At 68.0% G+C, this 17,999-nt stretch carries 19 protein-coding genes; 10 read left to right on the plus strand and 9 right to left on the minus strand.

All coding sequences use genetic code 11. From position 1 onward, the window contains the following. Positions 1 to 96 precede the first annotated feature (96 nt). From ACFYTQ_RS05255 to ACFYTQ_RS05265, 3 genes are all read left to right on the plus strand, one after another. Positions 97 to 279 (plus strand): hypothetical protein, encoded by a 183-nt coding sequence (locus ACFYTQ_RS05255; RefSeq protein ID WP_387357385.1) that lies wholly within the window; start codon positions 97 to 99, stop codon positions 277 to 279. Positions 280 to 365: 86 nt separating this feature from the next. Next, positions 366 to 1,010, plus strand: a complete 645-nt coding sequence (locus ACFYTQ_RS05260; protein ID WP_387357386.1) for a dihydrofolate reductase family protein — start codon at positions 366 to 368, stop codon at positions 1,008 to 1,010. 110 nt (positions 1,011 to 1,120) lie between these two features. Further along, the gene (locus ACFYTQ_RS05265; protein WP_387357387.1) at positions 1,121 to 2,056 is read left to right on the plus strand and encodes a cutinase family protein; all 936 of its coding nucleotides are present in this window, start codon (positions 1,121 to 1,123) and stop codon (positions 2,054 to 2,056) included. Positions 2,057 to 2,108: 52 nt separating this feature from the next. Here the strand turns inward: ACFYTQ_RS05265 and ACFYTQ_RS05270 are convergent, their stop codons facing one another. Further along, positions 2,109 to 2,969, minus strand: coding sequence for an oxygenase MpaB family protein (locus ACFYTQ_RS05270; RefSeq protein ID WP_387357388.1), 861 nt, complete (start codon positions 2,967 to 2,969; stop codon positions 2,109 to 2,111). A 326-nt stretch (positions 2,970 to 3,295) separates the two neighbouring features. On the opposite strand from ACFYTQ_RS05270, the gene ACFYTQ_RS05275 reads away from it, so the two are divergent. Further along, on the plus strand, positions 3,296 to 4,825 hold the full coding sequence (locus tag ACFYTQ_RS05275) for an acyl-CoA synthetase (RefSeq protein WP_387357942.1): 1,530 nt from the start codon (positions 3,296 to 3,298) through the stop codon (positions 4,823 to 4,825). A 125-nt stretch (positions 4,826 to 4,950) separates the two neighbouring features. On the opposite strand, the gene ACFYTQ_RS05280 is transcribed toward ACFYTQ_RS05275, so the two are convergent. Continuing rightward, entirely contained in the window at positions 4,951 to 5,619 is a 669-nt protein-coding gene (locus ACFYTQ_RS05280) for a GntR family transcriptional regulator (RefSeq protein WP_387357389.1), read from the minus strand. A 58-nt stretch (positions 5,620 to 5,677) separates the two neighbouring features. Between ACFYTQ_RS05280 and ACFYTQ_RS05285 the strand changes: the two genes are divergently transcribed. The 3 genes from ACFYTQ_RS05285 to ACFYTQ_RS05295 are packed head-to-tail and all read left to right on the plus strand — an operon-like array spanning position 5,678 to position 9,183. Continuing rightward, the gene (locus ACFYTQ_RS05285; protein WP_387357390.1) at positions 5,678 to 7,033 is read left to right on the plus strand and encodes an LLM class flavin-dependent oxidoreductase; all 1,356 of its coding nucleotides are present in this window, start codon (positions 5,678 to 5,680) and stop codon (positions 7,031 to 7,033) included. Between the two features lie 18 nt (positions 7,034 to 7,051). Continuing rightward, complete coding sequence (locus ACFYTQ_RS05290; RefSeq protein WP_387357391.1) at positions 7,052 to 8,236, plus strand: CaiB/BaiF CoA transferase family protein; 1,185 nt, start codon at positions 7,052 to 7,054, stop codon at positions 8,234 to 8,236. Positions 8,237 to 8,250: 14 nt separating this feature from the next. Further along, positions 8,251 to 9,183: an HpcH/HpaI aldolase/citrate lyase family protein gene (locus ACFYTQ_RS05295; protein WP_387357392.1), complete on the plus strand. Its 933-nt coding sequence runs from the start codon at positions 8,251 to 8,253 to the stop codon at positions 9,181 to 9,183. Here ACFYTQ_RS05295 and ACFYTQ_RS05300 read toward each other — a convergent pair. The 3 genes from ACFYTQ_RS05300 to prpD are packed head-to-tail and all read right to left on the minus strand — an operon-like array spanning position 9,180 to position 12,726. After that, positions 9,180 to 10,283: a bifunctional 2-methylcitrate synthase/citrate synthase gene (locus ACFYTQ_RS05300; RefSeq protein ID WP_387357394.1), complete on the minus strand. Its 1,104-nt coding sequence runs from the start codon at positions 10,281 to 10,283 to the stop codon at positions 9,180 to 9,182. The two genes, ACFYTQ_RS05295 and ACFYTQ_RS05300, sit on opposite strands and share 4 nt — an antisense overlap. Next, positions 10,280 to 11,224, minus strand: coding sequence for a methylisocitrate lyase (prpB, locus tag ACFYTQ_RS05305; RefSeq protein WP_387357395.1), 945 nt, complete (start codon positions 11,222 to 11,224; stop codon positions 10,280 to 10,282). Before prpB ends, ACFYTQ_RS05300 begins: the two co-directional genes overlap by 4 nt. Then, positions 11,221 to 12,726, minus strand: a complete 1,506-nt coding sequence (gene prpD / locus ACFYTQ_RS05310) for a 2-methylcitrate dehydratase PrpD (protein WP_387357396.1) — start codon at positions 12,724 to 12,726, stop codon at positions 11,221 to 11,223. The genes prpB and prpD overlap by 4 nt, the downstream gene beginning before the upstream one ends. A 212-nt stretch (positions 12,727 to 12,938) precedes the next feature. Between prpD and ACFYTQ_RS05315 the strand changes: the two genes are divergently transcribed. Continuing rightward, positions 12,939 to 13,889: an SAM-dependent methyltransferase gene (locus ACFYTQ_RS05315; protein ID WP_387357397.1), complete on the plus strand. Its 951-nt coding sequence runs from the start codon at positions 12,939 to 12,941 to the stop codon at positions 13,887 to 13,889. On the opposite strand, the gene ACFYTQ_RS05320 is transcribed toward ACFYTQ_RS05315, so the two are convergent. The 3 genes from ACFYTQ_RS05320 to ACFYTQ_RS05330 are packed head-to-tail and all read right to left on the minus strand — an operon-like array spanning position 13,853 to position 15,248. After that, a complete protein-coding gene (locus ACFYTQ_RS05320; protein WP_387357944.1) occupies positions 13,853 to 14,422 on the minus strand; it encodes a DUF5753 domain-containing protein in 570 nt (189 codons plus the stop codon). The genes ACFYTQ_RS05315 and ACFYTQ_RS05320 overlap by 37 nt on opposite strands. Beyond that, complete coding sequence (locus ACFYTQ_RS05325) at positions 14,423 to 14,893, minus strand: helix-turn-helix domain-containing protein (protein WP_387357398.1); 471 nt, start codon at positions 14,891 to 14,893, stop codon at positions 14,423 to 14,425. It lies immediately after the preceding gene. Then, on the minus strand, positions 14,796 to 15,248 hold the full coding sequence (locus tag ACFYTQ_RS05330) for an NUDIX domain-containing protein (RefSeq protein ID WP_387357399.1): 453 nt from the start codon (positions 15,246 to 15,248) through the stop codon (positions 14,796 to 14,798). The genes ACFYTQ_RS05325 and ACFYTQ_RS05330 overlap by 98 nt, the downstream gene beginning before the upstream one ends. A gap of 199 nt (positions 15,249 to 15,447) precedes the next feature. On the opposite strand from ACFYTQ_RS05330, the gene ACFYTQ_RS05335 reads away from it, so the two are divergent. Continuing rightward, positions 15,448 to 16,818, plus strand: a complete 1,371-nt coding sequence (locus tag ACFYTQ_RS05335; RefSeq protein ID WP_387357400.1) for a hypothetical protein — start codon at positions 15,448 to 15,450, stop codon at positions 16,816 to 16,818. On the opposite strand, the gene ACFYTQ_RS05340 is transcribed toward ACFYTQ_RS05335, so the two are convergent. Further along, complete coding sequence (locus ACFYTQ_RS05340) at positions 16,802 to 17,338, minus strand: NUDIX domain-containing protein (RefSeq protein ID WP_387357401.1); 537 nt, start codon at positions 17,336 to 17,338, stop codon at positions 16,802 to 16,804. The genes ACFYTQ_RS05335 and ACFYTQ_RS05340 overlap by 17 nt on opposite strands. A 264-nt stretch (positions 17,339 to 17,602) precedes the next feature. Between ACFYTQ_RS05340 and ACFYTQ_RS05345 the strand changes: the two genes are divergently transcribed. After that, positions 17,603 to 17,983 (plus strand): hypothetical protein, encoded by a 381-nt coding sequence (locus ACFYTQ_RS05345; protein ID WP_387357402.1) that lies wholly within the window; start codon positions 17,603 to 17,605, stop codon positions 17,981 to 17,983. Positions 17,984 to 17,999 lie beyond the last annotated feature (16 nt).

Raw genomic sequence — 17,999 nt, forward strand, 5'->3', positions numbered from 1 at the left:
TGCGGGTCAGGGGCCGCCACAACCACACCAGGGCATGGGCTTGCCGTCGCCGCGATCTTCCTCGCCCTCGACGGCCTGCTTCTGCCCTTCCTGCCCGTGGACCTGACCGGCGTCCGCCCGTTCATCGGCATCCCGTTCGCGCTGGCCGGTCTCGTGCTCGGAATCGTCGGCTGCACGGGCCCGCGCCGCGGCAAGTGGCTCGCCGCCCTCGCGGTGGCCATCGCCGCACTGGGGCTCGCCGCGGAATTCATCATGATCGTCGGGGCGGCCCGGCCATAACCCGTGGCCGAAAGTGGTTGCGATTCGAGATCGGTTGGGGTTAGGTTACTAGCGATTGCACATTGCAACCAGAAAAGGGTGCTTCGATGACACAGTTGGTTCGCGTTCAGAATTTCGGGTTGTCCGCCGACGGATATGGCACGGGGGAGGGGCAGAGCGCCGAGCGCCCGTTCGGGCACGCCGATCCGAACAAACTCTTCGCCTGGGCACTGGCCACCGCGCACTGGCCCAACCGCTCCGAGCCCGGTGGCACGTACGGTCTGGACGACTACATCGTCCGCGACTTCGCCAACAATATCGGCGCGGAGATCATGGGCCGCAACAAGTTCGGGCCGCAGCGCGGGCCCTGGGAGAACCACGACTGGCAGGGCTGGTGGGGTGACGAACCCCCGTTCCACACGCCGGTGTTCGTGCTCACCCACCACCCGCGGCCCTCGTTCGCCTTGAGCGACACCACCTTCCACTTCCTCGACGCCTCCCCGAAGGAGGCGCTGGCCCGCGCCCTCGAGGCCGCCGACGGCAAGGACGTGCGCATCGGCGGCGGCGTCGCCACCGTCCGCGAATTCCTCGACGCCGACCTGATCGACACCCTGCACATCGCCGTCGCCCCGTTCGAACTGGGCCGCGGCGAACGCCTTTGGACCGCCCCCGAGGATCTGACCGACCGCTACCACCTCGAACGCGTCCCGAGCCCGTCCGGGGTCACCCACCACTTCCTCTGGCGGCGCTGATAACCTTCCCACCAGCCCTCTCGTCTTGCTAAGTTAATGGTGATTACCTTTCCGGTGGATGTCGCACCGGGACCCCTCGGTTAGTCGGGCTCGACGAGGAGTGGCGGAAGATGGGTCGTTTCAGCAGACGCAATCGGTGGAAGGCCAACGCGGCCTTGGGTATTGCCGCGCTCCTGGTCGGCGCGGCACAGGTCGGCGGGGCCGGCGCCTCCCGGGCCGCGCCCGCGCCGGGGTGCCCGGATCTCTACGTGGTCGCCGTCCCCGGCACCTGGGAGACCTCCAATTCCGACCCGGGCCGGGGCATTCTCGCGGTGAGCGCGGACGGGCTGCCCGGCAATGTGCGCGTGGACTACGTGAGCTACGCGGCGACCGCCTTCCCGTGGGAGGGGGATGTGTACGGCCGCTCCAAACAGGAGGCCGTCGAGAAGGCCCGGAACCTGGTGGCCGCCATGGGCAGAGCGTGCGGGGCGACCCGCATCGCGCTGCTCGGCTACAGCCAGGGCGCGGACGCGGCCGGTGACGTGGCCGCCGAGATCGGCACCGGTCTCGGCGTGGTGCCCGCCGATCGCGTCGTCCTGGTCGGGTTGATCTCCGATCCGCGGCGCTCGCCCACCGACAATCTGATCGGACCCCCGGTGCCCGGCGCGGGCGCGGTCGGTCCCCGGCCGGGCGGCTTCGGCTGGGTGTCCGGGCAGACCTACACCTTCTGTGTCGCGGGCGACCTGTACTGCTCGATGCCCGACGGCGACTTCGCCGGGCGCATCGCCGGATTCTTCGTCCAGCTGTCCAATCCCGATGCCGCCCAACTCGGCCGGTATCAGCAGGAGGCCGGCGACCTGTTCGGCGACGCCATGCGCGCGGGCGGCCTCGGCCTGCTGTCGGATCAGCTCAACGCGAACGCCTACGAGGAACGGCAGCACCAGATCGACCAGTTCCTCCAGTCCGGCGTGCACCAGAGCTACCCCGGCTACATTGTCGCGCCGGGCAATCTGACCCCGCTCACCTGGCTTCGCCAGCGCCTCATCGACGCGGCGCGGTCGTCCTGAGCTCGAGTGGGGCCGGTGATCACCGGCCCCACTCGAACTCCCGCCCGTCTGGTCACACCAACGGTTTGCCCTGCGTGTACCGTTCGCGCATCTCGCGCAGGTAGGTGTCGAAGGGATAGACCCGCCAGCGTTCGGGCAGCGTGATCATGACGCGACCGAGGGTGCGCATGACGACCTCGAACACGCGTTGCCGCCGTGGTCCCCAGTCCAGGCCGAGTTCGTCCCGAAACCGTTGCGGCAGAAAGCCGGTCGTGAAGAAGCGGTTCACCCGCCGGAAGGCCACCCGCTCGAACCGGCCGTACGGACCCAGATCGACGACCTGATCGAGCAGGTATCGCCGCACCTCGTCGTCGACGGACAGGTTGCGCGCCTGGGCATTCCAGTACTCCTCGAACGCCGCGCGGTCCGCGGGCCATAGCTGGGCGGGCATCTGGAGGGTGGTGCCGAAGCGCGCCGCGTCCTGGTAGAGCTCGTCGGCGAGCGCCTCGTCGATCCCGCCGTAGAGGAAGGTGAGGGTGTCGACCGTGCCGCGGTACAGGCACGCCGCCACCCACAGTTGCAGGCGCGGGTCGAAGGCGTTGTACTTCACCGGACTGTCCGCCGTGGACCGCACCTGGCGGTGCGAGCTGTTCACCGCCTCCCGGTAGATCGCGCGATCCTCGTCGGTGCCGAGCATCGCCACGGCGAGATAGGTGAGGGTGGTGCGCCCGCGCTTGCGGGGATGCCGATCGAAACGGCCACGCTCGACCCGACTTTCGATGACGCCACGGCCGACCGGGGGATGGCTCAACTGCATGATCACGTTCGCGGGGCCGCCGAGCAGCGCGGCGGGTCCGGACATGTAGCGCCGACCGCGCCGCGGTTCGGGTTCCGCCGGGCCGGGCTGTCGGAGGGATTGCGCTGGTCGAGACATGGCCACTCCGCGAGTAGATGAGAGCTTCTTCATAGCATCATGTCAGCCCGTGTCGACCATGGCAACGGACTTCGCCCCGCGACGGCCTTGGCGTCGGGGAATGCGTTAAGTTACTAGTCATTCTACCTGTAGAGACGACCTGATCCTGTTGGGTATAGGGGTAATCTACTGTTCAACAAACATATTCGGTCGAGTGCTGACGGATGCGGGAGTGATAAGTGAAGTATTCATCCAGCAAGGCTGGGGATCTGGTGAGGTCGGTTTCCGAACCCTTCGCGGCTCTGTCGGTCCTCCTCCGCCGTGGCGTCCTCGACCCCCGGCATCCGATGGAGATCATGCGGACCATGCGTGACGCGGACGTCTACGGACCGTTCGTGACGGTGCTGCGACACGCCCGCCGCACGCGCGGTGCGGCGACCGCCGTCATCGACGAACACGGCCCGCTGACCTTCGCCCAACTCGACGCCCGATCCGATTCGCTCGCAACGGGTTTGGCGGCCACCGGCATCGCGCCGGGAACCGTGCTCGGGGTGCTGTGCCGCGATCATCGCGGGATGATGCTCGCGCTGCTGGCGGCGGGCAAACTCGGCGCGCGGGTGGTGCTGATGAACACCGGATTCGGCGGGCCGCAGCTGGCCGCGGTCGCCGAGCGCGAACGGGTCGCGGCGCTGCTGCTCGACGAGGAGTTCGTGGGTCTGCTCGACGCGGTGCCGGAGCCGATTCCCCGATTTCTCACCTGGTCCGACGGCGCGGCGGCGACCGCGATCGCGACCATCGATTCGCTGATCGAGGCCCATCCGGCCGGTTCGGTCCCGACGCCGAAGCGGGCGGGTGGCCTCGTCATCCTCACCAGCGGAACGACCGGCATGCCCAAAGGCGCTCCGCGGGACAAGGTTTCGCCGTTGCAGTCGGCGCAGTTCCTCGACCGCATCCCGTTGCCGCGCGACGACACCATGGTGATGGCCGCGCCCACCTTTCACGGCACCGGTCTGTCCCAGCTGACGCTCGGCTGGGCGCTGGGCAATGCCGTGGTGTTCCAGCAACGCAAGTTCGATCCCGAACGGGTCGTGGCCGCCGTCGCGAAACACCGTGCGGCGACGCTGGTTCTGGTGCCCACGATGTTGCAGCGCATCGTCGACCTCGGCCCCGAGGTGCTCGGGCGCTACGACACCTCCGCGCTGCGGGTGATCTTCGCCGCGGGCTCCGCGCTCTCGCCAGACCTCGTGCGCCGCACCGCGCGAACCTTCGGCGACGTGCTCTATAACCTCTACGCCTCCACCGAGGTCGCCGTGGCCGCCGTCGCTACGCCCGAGGATCTGCGCATCGCCCCCGGCACGGTCGGCCGCCCACCGGTCGGCTGCCGCGTCGCCCTCTACGACGACCGGCGCCGCCGCATCACCGAGCCCGACCGGATCGGCGCCATCTTCGTCTCCAGCGGCCTGAGCTTCTCCGGCTACACCGACGGCGGCCACAAGGAGATCGTCGACGGCCTGTTGTGCAGCGGCGACCTCGGCCACTTCGATTCGGACGGAAGGCTTTTCATCGACGGCCGCGAGGACGACATGATCGTCTCCGGCGGCGAGAACGTCTACCCCCTGGAGGTCGAGAACCTCCTCGCCGAACGCCCCGACATCCGCGAGGCCGCCGTCGTCGCCGTGGACGACCGAGACTTCGGAAAACGCCTGCGCGCCTTCATAGTCCCCACCCCCGACTCCCCCCGAGACCCCGACGAGATCAAATCCCACATCAAATCCCACCTGGCCCGCCACAAGGTCCCCCGCGACATCATCTTCATCGACGAACTCCCCCGCAACGCCACCGGCAAACTCCTCCGCCGCCACCTCGAAACCCCCTGACCCCCAGGCCGACCAACCCAGCCGCACCCCTTATTCGGATCCGCACCCCTTGTGGGGCCCTACAACGGGTGCGGATCCGAATAAAGGGTGCGGCTGGGTTCGTGTACCTGGGGTCAGGGGGCGGGTTACTGGTCGACCGCCTGCGCGGTGTCGGACTGCTCGTCCAGCCAGCGTGCGAGCGATCTTCCCGCGTCGAGCACATGTGCCTCGGCGACCCTGCGCGCCCGCCCGCTGTCGCGGGACTCGAGGGCGTCGAGCAGCCGCTCGTGGTCGTCGAGCGAATGCTTCTCGTGCTCCGGGAAGACCGTGAGGAAATTCGACGGCACCACCCGTACCGCCTGACGGATCTGGGTGAGCAGTCGGGGTGACTGCGCGGCGCGGTGAATCCGTTGGTGGAAGCGCCAATTCGACTCGCCGATCTCCGCCGCGCCGGACTTCGCGGCCACCTCCGCCGCCAGGTCGCGGAGTTGGCGCAGCTCGTCGTCGGTCGCGCGCTCGGCCGCCCAGGCCGCGGCCTGTCCGGTGAGGACGCCGAGGATGGTGAAGCTGTCCACGATGTCCTCGGCGCTGATGCCGATCACCGTGATCCCGCTGCGCGGGGCGATCCGCACCAAACCCTCGTAGGACAGTTCCAGCAGCGCCTCGCGCACCGGCGTGCGGCTGGTCGCGAACTCCTCGGTGATCGCGTCCAGATCCACCCGGCTTCCCGGCCGGAGCGCGCCGGTGAGGATCCGGTCGCGCAGTTCGCGGGCCGCGCGTTCGCGGACCGTGCCGGAGATGTCGACAGCTGCCATGGCGGCAGTCTAACAACTGACACTTGATATCTGAAATATCAGATGTTACATGTTAATTATGGCGGTTCGTAGCGGTGACAAGATGACCCTGGTCGCGTTCATGCAGGCAGGCAGCACGTCGGTCTACGCCGGGTCGTGGCGGCACCCGGCGACCGAGCACGGCTATCTCGACGCGTCCTATTACGCGAAGATCGGCAGGCAGCTGGAAGAGGGCTGCTTCGATCTGATGTTCTTCGACGACCGGCTGGCGATGCCGGGCATCTACGGCGGTTCGGTCGCCGAGGCGGTCCGCTACGGCGCGCGCCCGGTGAAGCTCGACCTGGGCGTGGTGCTCGGCGTGCTCGCGCAAGCCACCACGAAAATCGGCCTGGGCGCGACGTATTCGACGACCTACTACGCCCCCTTCCACGTCGCGCGCACCTTCGCCACGCTGGACCATCTGTCCCACGGCCGCGCGGCGTGGAACGTGGTGACCTCGGTCAACGACAGCGAGGCCCAGAACTTCGGCGTCGAGGCCCACCTCGGGCACGACGAGCGCTACGACCGCGCCGACGAATTCCTCGAGGTGGTCGCGGGACTGTGGGACGGCTGGGACGACGACGCCCTCGTCCACGACCGCGCCGCGGGAATCTACGCCGACCCCAGCAAGGTTCGCGAACTGCGCTACCGCGGCCGCTACCTGTCCGCGCGCGGCCCGCTGACCGTCCCGCGCACCCCGCAGGGCCGCCCGGTGCTGTTGCAGGCGGGTTCGTCGGGCCGGGGCCGCGACTTCGCCTCGCGCTGGGCCGAACTCATCTTCACCGGCGACCCCGGCCTCGAGGTGGCCCGCGACCACTACGCCGATCAGAAGGCCCGCCTCGCCGACGCGGGCCGCGATCCCGCGGCGGTCCGCATCTGCCCGATGGCCTACGCGGTGGTCGGCGAGTCCGAACAGCACGCCCGCGAACGCGAGGCGATGCTGCTCGACGACCTGGTGCATCCGACCGCCTCGCTCACGCTGCTGTCGGAATTGATGAATTACGACTTCGCCCAACACGATCCGGACGATCTGGTGACCGACGAGCTGATCGCGTCGGTCTCGGGCATCCGCGGCCTGGTGCAGAACCTGCGCAGGCACATCGGCGGCGACACGGTGACCGTGCGCGATCTGGCCGGCCACCGCGCCACCCTGCTGCAAGGGCCCCGCTTCGTGGGCACCGGCGAACAGATCGCCGAGCAGATGGCCGAGTGGTTCCACAGCGACGCCTGCGACGGATTCGTCCTGGCCGCAACGCATCTGCCGGGCGCGTTCGAGGACGTGGTCCGCCTGGTGGTGCCGCACTTGCAGCGCAAGGGCCTGTTCCGCACCGAGTACGAGGGCACGACGCTGCGCGATCATCTCGGCCTGGACCGGCCCGCGGGATCGGCGGCCTAGGTGTCCGGGGACGCGGCGATGTTGCGCGGGATCCGGGTCCTGGATCTGGCGACCCTGGCGGCGGCGCCGCTGGCGGCCACGTATCTGGGCGAGTTCGGCGCGGAGGTGATCAAGGTCGAGCAGCCCGGTCGCGGGGATCCGTTGCGCGGCTGGGGAAATCAGCGCGACGGGGTCGGACTGATGTGGAAGTCCATCTCCCGCAACAAGCGCGCGGTCACCCTCGATCTGCGGGTGGCGGAGGGCCAGAAGTTGTTGCGCCGCATGGTCGAACACGTCGACGTGGTCATCGCCAACACCCGCCCGGGGACGCTGCGCGGGTGGGGGCTGGACTACGAGAGCCTGCGCGCGGTCAACGACCGGATCGTCATGCTGCACATCACCGGTTACGGCCTGTCCGGACCCAAGAGCGAACGCCCCGGCTTCGGCACGCTCGGGGAGGCGATGAGCGGCTTCGCGCACCTGACCGGTCAGGCCGACGGCCCGCCGACGCTGCCGCCGTTCATGCTGGCCGACGGCATCGCCTCGCTCAACGCCGCCTACGCGATCATGATGGCTCTCTACCATCGCGATGTGCACGGCGGCCCCGGCCAACTGATCGACATCAACCTCATCGATCCGCTGGCTCGCCTGCTCGAGCAGACCCTGCTCGGTTACGACCAGCTCGGCCTGGTTCCCACCCGGTCGGGCAACCGATGGGACATCTCCGCCCCGCGCAACACCTACCGCACCGCCGACGGCCGCTGGCTGGCCATGTCCGGCAGCTCACCGGCCCTGGCGCTGCGCGTGTTTCGCGCCATGGGCCGCGCGGACCTGGTCGATCACGCCGACTTCTCCGATCCGCAGCGCCGCCTCGCCCGCGCCCGGGAGGTCGACGAGGTGGTGGTCGAGTGGGTGGCGAAACACACACTGGCCCAGGCCATGTCGGTATTCGAGGCCGAGGAGGTGGCCGCCGCGCCGGTCTACGACATCGAAGACCTGGTGAACGACGAGCAACTGCGCCACCGCGAGGTCTTCGTGCGTGTCGACGACGACGAACTGGGCCCCATGACCGTGCAGGCGCCCGTGCCGAGGCTCTCGGCGACCCCGGGCGGGATCGCCCATCTGGGTCCGCGCCTGGGTGAACACAATACCGAGGTCTACGGCGAACTGCTCGGCCTGAGCACGGCCGACGTGGACGCACTGCGCGCGCGGGGCGTGCTGTGAGAGAAGGGAATTCGATGACGACTCCGCTGCGCCGATCCGAGCTGGCGGTCCCGGCCGCGAACGAGCACATGTTCGCGAAGGCGGCCGCCTGCGGCGCGGATCTGGTGTTCCTGGATCTCGAGGACGCCACCCCGGTGGCGCTCAAGGAACGCTCCCGGGAGCTGGCCGTTTCCGCGCTCACCGAGCTGGATTGGGGCCGCACCGCCCGCGCGATCCGGATCAACGGCCTCGACACCGAGTGGTGCCACGACGACATCATCGAGGTGGTCACCCGCGCCGGACGCGACCTCGACACCATCGTGGTCCCGAAGGCCCGCACCGCCCGCGACGTGTGGTGGGTGGACGTGCTGCTCACCCAGTTGGAGACGAAACTCGGTCTGTCCCGGCCGATCCGGCTCGAGGTGCTCATCGAGGAGGTGGAGGGGCTGGCCAACGCGGAGGCGATCGCGGCCGCCAGCCCCCGGGTCGACGCGCTCATCTTCGGCGTCGGCGACTTCTCGCTGTCGCAGGGCGCGCGGGTGGACACGAATTTCGTTCCGCTGGGCGACTATCCGGGCGATTTCTGGCACTACGCGCGGGCCAAGGTGATCGTCGCCGCCCGCATCGCCGGGGTGCTCGCCATCGACGCGCCCTACCCGGACTACGGCGATCTCGCGGGCTACGAGCGCGACGCCCGCCGCGCCTCACTGCTGGGCTACTCCGGCAAATGGGCGATCCACCCCAGCCAGATCGAGGTGGCCAACACGGTGTACTCCCCGACGCCGGAGGAGATCGCCCTGGCCCAGCGCAATCTGGCCGCCTACCGCGCGGCCGAGGCCGACGGTCGCGGCGCGGTCGGGGTGGACGGGGTGCTCGTGGACGCGGCGCACGTCAAGATGGCGATGGCGACCCTGGCGCGCGCGGCGCAGATCGATCCGGACCGCTACGGCAAGGCGATATCGGCCTAGCCGACCACGGAACGCTGTGGGACGCCGACGTATTCGCTCAACGGGCGGATGAGCGCGTTGGACCGTCCCTGCTCGATGATGTGCGCGGTCCAGCCGGTGATCCGGCTCATGACGAAGATCGGCGTGAACACCTCGACATCGAAGCCGAGCAGGTGGTACGCCGGGCCGGTGGGGAAGTCGAGATTGGGTTCGATCCCGGTCTCGGCGCGCATGGTGCGTTCGAGGATGTCGGCCATGCGCACCCACCGCTGCCCGCCGGTGGCGGCGGCGATGTCGTGCAGGGCACGCCGCATGGTCGGCACCCGCGAATCGCCGTCCCGGTAGACCCGATGCCCGAACCCCATCACCTTCTCCTTCCGAGACAGCTTGGCGCGCAACCATTCCGCGGCGCGGTCGGGGTCGCCGATCTCGAGCATGTCGCGCATGACGGCCTCGTTGGCGCCGCCGTGCAGCGGACCCTTGAGCGCGCCGATGGCGGCGGTGACGGCGCTGTAGATGTCGGACAGCGTGGAGGTGACGACACGGGCGGCGAAGGTGGAGGCATTGAAGCCGTGCTCGGCGTAGAGGATCAGCGACACCTCGAACGCGCGCACCAGCTCCGGCGCGGGCGGCGTACCGGAACACATGGTGAGGAAGTTCTCGGCGAACCCCCGATGGGAATGCGGCGCAAGGGGTTCCAGGCCGCGCCGCCGCCGCTGATCGGCGGCCACGATGGTCGGCAGCACCGCCGTCATGCGTAATGCCTTGGCGCGGTTGGCCTCCGGGGAGTTGTCGTCCTCGAGCGGATCCTCCGCGCCCAGGTAGCTGATCGCGGTCCGCACCACGTCCATGGGGTGACAGGTGTCGGGCAGTTTGGCGATCAGCGACAGCAGCGACCGGTCCGCGCGGCGCGCGGCGCGCTCCCGCTGGCAGAACCGTTCCAGTTCGGCGTCGGTGGGCAACTCGCCGTACCAGAGCAGATACGCGACCTGCTCGAACGTGCAGTGCGCGGCGAGGTCCTGCACCGGATAGCCGCGGTAGGTGAGCGAATTGGTCTCCGGCACCACCTTCGAGACGGCGGTCGTGTCCACCACGACCCCGGTCAACCCCTTGTGGATCATCGTTCGCCTCCAAGGCTGAAATCGGTTGTGCCAAAGAGGGATTCGGCGAAGTTCGCCACTTCCGCGTCGAACTCGGTGTACCGGTCGTATCGGAGCAGGTCGTAGAGCCGGTCGCGGGTCTGCATCCGGTCCAGCAGTCCGGCCTGGGTGCCCCGTTCGTGGATCTCGCGCAGCCCGGCCTCCGCCGCCCACAGCGCGAGCCGCAGTGTGGTCACCGGGTAGATGACCGCGTTGTAGCCGATGGCCTCCAGGGTTCGCGCGGTCAGCAGGTCGGACTTCCCGAACTCGGTCATGTTCGCCAGCAGGGGAGTGGCGACCGCCGCCCGGAACCGCTCGAACTCGCTGGCGTCGCGCAGCGCCTCGGTGAAGATCAGATCCGCGCCCGCGTCGGCGTAGGCCCGCGCCCGCTCGATCGCGGCGTCGACGCCCTCGATCCCGGCGGCGTCGGTGCGGGCGCACACCACGAAACCGGGGTCCCTGCGGGCGGATACGGCCGCGCGGATCCGGCGCACCATCTCGGCGGTCGGCACCACCGCCTTACCGTCGAGGTGCCCGCAGCGTTTCGGATTGACCTGATCCTCGAGATGGCATCCGGCGAGTCCGGCGTCCTCGAGGACGGCGACGGTGCGGGCGGCGTTCATCGGTTCCCCGAACCCGGTGTCGGCGTCGATCAGTACCGGCAGATCGGTGACCCGCGCGATCTGCTGGCCCCGCCCGGCGACCTCGGTGAGGGTGGTCAGGCCGATATCGGGCAGCGCCAGATCCGCCGACAGCGCCGCGCCGGAGACGTAGACGCCCTCGAAGCCGATCTCCTGAATCACCCTGGCCACCAAGGGATTGAACGCCCCCGGCAGGCGCTGGATCCGGTTCGACGCCAGGCCCGCGCGGAACGCGGCGCGCTTGTCGGCGGCGGAGGTGGGGGCGGCGAGTGGTCCGGTCATCGGAACAGTCCTTCCGGCGGGCGCGGTGCGCGGGCGAGTACGTCCTCGGCGACGGTGAATGTGAGCCGGGACAGGTCGGCGGGGGTGAGTTCGGCTGTGCGCTGGGCGGTTTCGAGGAACCGGTCCTGTTCGGCGGGCGCGATGACGCCCTCGGCGAGGGCGCGGAACTTGGCGATGTACTGCGCGCGCCCGAACGGCCGCGCGCCGAGTGGATGGGCGTCGGCCACGGCGAGTTCGTCCACGATCACCTCCCCATCGGTGAGGGTGATCTCGGCGCGCGCGCCGAACGCCCGCTCGGCGGGATCGGTGGCGTGGTAGCGGCGGGTCCACTCCGGATCCTCGGCGGTGGAGACCTTGTGCCACAACGCGATCGTGTCGGGCCGCCGCGCGCGCTCGGGCGCGTAGGACCGCTCGTGATGCCAGGTGCCGTCCTGCAACGCGACCGCGAAGATGTACATGACCGAGTGATCGAGGGTCTCACGGGAGGCGAGCGGATCGAACTTCTGCGGATCGTTGGACCCGGTGCCGATCACGACATGCGTGTGGTGGCTGGTGTGCAGCACGACCGAGGCGATCCGGTCGAGATCACCGATCCGGTCCCGCAGGCGGCGCGCCAGATCGATCACCGCCTGACTCTGGTACTCCGCGGAATGCTCCTTGGTGTAGGAGTCCAGGATCGCCCGTTTCGGCTCGCCCGGAACGGGAAGCGGCACAGCGTATTCTGCGTCCGGACCGCCCAGCAACCGCGCGATCACCCCGTCCTCACCCTCCCAGATCGGCGACGGCGCGCCCTCGCCGCGCATCGCCCGATCCACGGCCTCGACGGCCATCTTGCCCGCGAACGCCGGGGCGTACGCCTTCCAGCTGGAGATCTCGCCCTTGCGGGACTGCCGGGTGGCGGTGGTGGTGTGCAACGCCTGGCCGACGGCCCGGTACACGGTGTCGGTGTCCAGTCCGAGCAGCGTGCCGATCCCCGCCGCCGCCGACGGTCCCAGATGGGCGACGTGGTCGATCTTGTGCTCGTGCAGGCAGATTCCGCGCGCCAGATCGATCTGGATCTCGTATCCCGTCGCCAGCCCGCGGATCAGGTCGCGGCCCGAGCGCCCCGCGTGCTGGGCCACGGCCAGGATCGGCGGGATGTTGTCGCCGGGATGGGAGTACTCCGCGGCGAGGAAGGTGTCGTGGAAGTCCAACTCCCGCACCGCGACTCCGTTCGCCCACGCCGCCCACTCCGGCGAATACGTCCCGTCGATCCCGAACACCCGCGCGCCCGGCCGGTACGGGTGGGCCGCCGCCTGCGCGCGGGCGTTGGTGACGGGCCGCCGGACGAGCGCGGCGGCGGCCACGGCGGCATTGTCGATGATCCGGTTGACGATCATCTCCTCGACCTCCGGCGCGACCGCCACGGGATCGGTCGCGACCTCGGCGATGCGCCAGGCCAACTGCTCCTCACGAGGGAAAGGCTCCGCCGAGCGGCGGGGGCGGATCAGATGATTCTTCACGGGGAGGACGCTAACCCGGGGGTGAACCCGCGGAGACACCTCGCAACTGCCGATTTTTGCGGACCGGGGGTTGTGAAGTTGCGAACGTCGCCAAGGCGGACGAGGGCTCGGCGGTCGATGCATCGCGGACGGGCTCGATCGGAACGTTCGGCGTCGCAGCGGATTTCGAGACGGGGCGGGAGTTGTCGGTGGCCCGGCGTAGATTGCCGCCCATGGACGCGACAGCGGGACGGAATGCGACTTCGACCAGACACGACGGCGACACCTGGGATCTCGCGTCGAGCGTCGGCACGACCGCCACGGCGGCCGCGGCGGCGCGCGCGATCGCGACGCGGCAGGATCCCGCGCGCATCGACGACCCCTTCGCCGCGCCGCTCGTCCGCGCGGTCGGCATCGACCTCCTCACCCGGCTCGCGACCGGTGAGCTGGCGCCCGACGGACTGGTGGAACAGATCGCGATCGATACGGCCAAGGTGCGCACCGGTTTCTACGACGAGTTCTTCCTCTCGGCGACCCGCGCGGGCATCACCCAGGCCGTGATCCTCGCCTCCGGCCTGGATTCCCGCGCCTACCGCCTGCCGTGGCCCCCGGGAACGGTGGTGTACGAACTCGACCAGCCCGCCGTCATAGAATTCAAGTCCCGCACCCTGACCTCCCTCGGCGCCACCCCCACCGCCGACCACCACCCCGTCCCCGCCGACCTACGCGCCGACTGGCCCACCACCCTCCGCGCCACCGGCTTCGACCCCACCCTCCCCACCGCCTGGAGCGCCGAGGGCCTACTCGGCTACCTCCCACCCGAAGCCCAGGACCGCCTGCTGGACACCATCACCCACCTCAGCGCCCCCGGCAGCCGCATCGCCACCGAAAACCGCCCCAACCCGAAACCCGGTGAGGAGGACAGAACGAAGCAGAGCCTCACGCGATTGTCCGAGCGTTGGCGGGAACACGGGTTCGAGGCGGATATGGGGAAGGTGCGGTATTTCGGGGAGCGGAACGAGGCGGGGGCGTATCTGCGGGGGTTGGGGTGGGTGGTGAAGGGGCGCACGGTACGAGAGTTGTTCGCCGCCAACGCCCTTCGGTCCCTGGCAGACCAGGACGACGATCTGCGGGTGGGCGATCTGACCTACATCGTCGGCGTGCTCGGTGCGGAGTCCGAGTAGCCGCCGTTGAGAGCCGCCAGTATCCTTGCGCCGGAATCGGATTCGTCCAACGCCACCCGCCGCAGCTCGGCGATCGCCGCTTCGTACCGGCAGATCTCCTCGGGCCGCTCGAGGTAGAGGTTGCCCGCGTACTCCTCGATGTGGACGATGGGCGGCTCGGTGAGCCTCGAATGAGCGAGCATCGGGAACTCCATCAGCGAGAACTCACCGACCAGCCCACCGATATGACTACGCGCATCGAACGGAACCACCCGTACGGAAACATTGGGCCGCCGCCCGACCGCGACGAGATATCGGCGCTGCTCGTCCATCACGCCGGGGCCGCCCCACTCCTCACGAATCGCCGCCTCGGACACGATGATCTCGGCCGTGAAGTCCGGATCGTCCAAACGGCCTCGCCGATTCAGCGATCGCGCCACACGCTCCTCGATCCGCTCGGTCGGGAGATTGGGCCAAGCGGCCCACGCGACCGCGCGGCAGTAGTCGGGAGTCTGCACGATCGTCGGAAGCCGCAGTATCCGCCACGCGGTCAGTCACCGAGCGGAATCCTCCAATACCGTTCGCGGATCGAAATCATCAGTGCCGCAATCCATATCCGCCCGCCACCACCCGCCGCCGTGCCTCGCCGTACTCCGAACCTCCCGCGCCAACGCCAGGACGGCCCGGCGCTTCTCATCGGTTACGCCGTAGTGATCGCACAGGGCATTCATGTACAGATCACTCGCCGAACGGACGGAAACCCCATCCTCCAAGCGGCCCATCGTCTGCGGGGAAATCCCCAGCACCCGAGACGCTTGGAATTGACTCACCTCCGCCCGTTTCCGCAATTCCTGCAACTGCCGCCCCAACGCCCGCCGCGCGAGGGTCGAACCTATTGCGCCCATTGAATTTCCCTTTCTCTTGGTTCTATCGGCCGGAGACCCGCTCTTGATAGTGCGCGAGTATTCGCCGCACCGCGTCCGTGACCGGCGGCTCCTCCACGAGCGCCGTCCATGTGTAGGCATCGTGCTCGTGAAGCACGATCGGCTCGGGGGAAGCCACATCAACAGTGAAATTGAACTGCCGGATCTTCTCGCCGCTACCGGACTCGTAGTCGAAATCGCCCAGGTAGTGGACGATCCGGGTCACGTCGAGGCCTGTCTCCATCTTGACCGCCCTGATGAGGGCTTGATCGATGCCCTCGTGGGGCTCGACCGTTCCGCGGGGGAGATCCCGGAAGCCGCCCATGAAGTCGTCCGAAGGTTGTTGCAACAGAAGCACCTTGCCGTTGAACTGAATTACGGCACCGACAGCGAGGTGCTGAATTTTGTCCCGGGTGGCATCGGCGGTCAGCTGTCCGAGTAAGGACGAGTGCACCATGCGTTCCTATCCTTTCAGATCGGTGTAGTACCGCGGAGAATCGCCGCTCCCTCCGCGCACTCCAGAAGACCACACTGGCAGGCTCCAAATAAGGTGCGTTGCAACGGTAGTTGTCCGCAGCGGGGGTTGGGGTGTGCAGCGGGGGCGTGAGAAATCGGAAGAGCTTGGCGCGCAGCGCGGAACGTGTCAGACTCGCGTCATGGGACGTGCTCGCGTTTCCAAGCAGCCGAATAGGGAACTCGAGGAACTCCTCGACGAATCGAGGATGCCTCGAGCGGGACTTGCCCGCCGGGTCGTGGACCGCGCCCGTGCAATCGGTATCGACTTGGCCTACGACCACCGGTCTGTGGGCCGCTGGCTCGCGGGCGAACAACCACTGCATCCGTGTCCCGAGTTGATTGCGGAAGTCATGAGCGAGGCCCTCGGTCGTCGAATCACGCCGTCGGACTGTGGAATGACAACCAAGTGCGCGGCGGCTGATCTCGGGCTCGAGTTTCCACTGAGTCTGATCGAAGCGACCGCAGCGGTGACGGCCCTTTGGAGGAGCGACGTGGAACGTAGGAAGTTTCTCCAAGGAGCTTCGTACGCGGTGGCGGTGTATCCCGCCGCGTCGATGCGCTGGCTGACGCTACCGGTCCCGGAACATCCCGTGTCCTCGGGCAGCCGACGTGTCGGGCAGAGCGAGGTCGACGCCGTGCGCACAATGACTGCTGCCTTCCGCGACCTCGACAATCAAGTTGGTGGCGGCCGTGTCAGACCGACCATCGTGCAGTACCTGCACAGCTCGGTGTCACCTCTTTTGCGGGGAAGCTACGCGGAAAGCATTGGGCGGCAATTGTTCGCGACGACAGCTGAACTGACGAAGTTGGCCGGATGGGCAGCCTACGACCAAGAGGAACACGGCCTTGCGCAACGGTATCTGATACAAGCACTCCGCTTGGCCCGAGCGGCGGGCGTCGCGGGACTGGGTGCTGAGATTCTCGCCGCGATGAGTCATCAAGCCACATACGTCGGCCGTCCCGGTGATGCTGTGGACTTGGCCCGTGCGGCTCGAATATCCGCTCGGACCGCCGGATTGGCAGCGTTGGAGTCCGAGTGCCACATGGTCGAAGCGCACGGTCATGCGTCGCGCCGAGACGCCTCGTTGTGTCGAGTCTCGCTCAGTGCCGCCGAGCGCTCGTTCTCCCGAACCGAATCCGGAGATCGACCCGAGTGGCTGAGCTACTTCGACGCCGCCTATCTGTCGGCCAAGACGGCACACTGTTTCCGGGACCTCGGCGACAACGCGAGAACGGCGCGTTTCGCCGAGTTGTCGCTCGACATGAGCAAGGGATACCTGCGCGGGCGGGCCTTCAATCTGGCGTTGCTGGCTTCGGCGCGGGTCGATACAGATCCGCACGAGGCCGTGCGTGTAGGTCGTCAATCGCTGGACATCGCTGTCGGCTTGACGTCGCAACGCTCCTACTCGTATCTGCGAGATGTACGAGCCCGGCTCAGGCCACACGCGCAACTGCCGGATGTCGCCGACTTTCGCCGAGAGGTGTCGGAGCTGACTAGGCGTCGAGAGTGAGCGCGCGATATATTGCGACAACTGTTGCAGCACCGACTATCTCGCCTCGATCGATCATCGCTGCTGCCTCGGCCAGCGGGAACCAGCCAATCTCTTCCGCTTCGTTGACGTCCGGATCGGTGCCGGAGAGATCGGCCCCGCGGGCCAGATATATCTCCTGTGGCTGATCGAGGGTTCCGATCGCTGGCTGATAGGTGACGAGGTGCTGCATCGATCGTGGTCGCCAGCCCGTCTCCTCTTCGACTTCACGAGCCGCAGCCGCGGTCACATCCTCGGCGCCGTCGACATAGCCACCGGGCAGTTCCCACACCCACTTGTCGATGATGAACCTGTGCCGGTACATGAGCAGAGCTTCGCGATCTTCGTTCAGCACCAAGGTCATCGCGCAACGCGGCATCCGTGCGACGTACTGGGTGAACTGCACTCCGTCCGGTAGCTCCACATCGACCGTGCTGAGCCGAATGTGCCGGTTCTCGTCGACAAGCCTCTCGCCGTGAATCGTCCACTGCGTGCGCGTCACCCTTCGACAGTAGCGCGTGCCGGAGTTCGAGCGATGCGCAGGCGCGAAGCTTTCCGAGTCAGCCGCCCGTGTTCGTCGTCCGTGTGCATCCGATCGTTAGCCCCTGTCTTTCGGGTGGAACACGCGCCAGCACAATGGAATTCGTCGACATAAGGGAGGCCGGATCAGCGCCGAACAGTAGGCGGCGAACCCAGCCGAGCCTGAATCGGTAGCTGGAATCAGGTTTGCCCGGCGCATGGTGGTTTGGGAGGATGGAATGGAAGTGTGACCACAATGATCGTCGATCAGGGTGTGGATGAGCGGGTCACCGCGATACGGCGGCTGATCGGGAAGACCCAGCAGCAGCTCGCGCGGGAGAATGTCGATGTCTGGAGCGTCGGACTCGCGGTCGAGGCGATGGACGGCACCGAGGCGGTGAAACGCAACGAGAAAGTCCATCTGGCCGCGGACACGCCTCGGGAACAAGTGGGCCCCCACTACATTGACATGGCCCGAGGCTTCCCCTTGCACGGCGACCGCGAGGGCGCATTCGACGCCCTGCAAGTGGCGAAGCGGACAGCGCAGATGCAAACGCGGTATCACCCCGATGGCGCACGAGACGATCCAGCTGGCCCGCGCCTCGGAGACCCGGGGTTCACGGCGTAGTGCGGAACTCGAAGCA

The sequence above is a fragment of the Nocardia sp. NPDC004068 genome (genome assembly GCF_042874315.1).
Taxonomy (GTDB): Bacteria; Actinomycetota; Actinomycetes; order Mycobacteriales; family Mycobacteriaceae; genus Nocardia.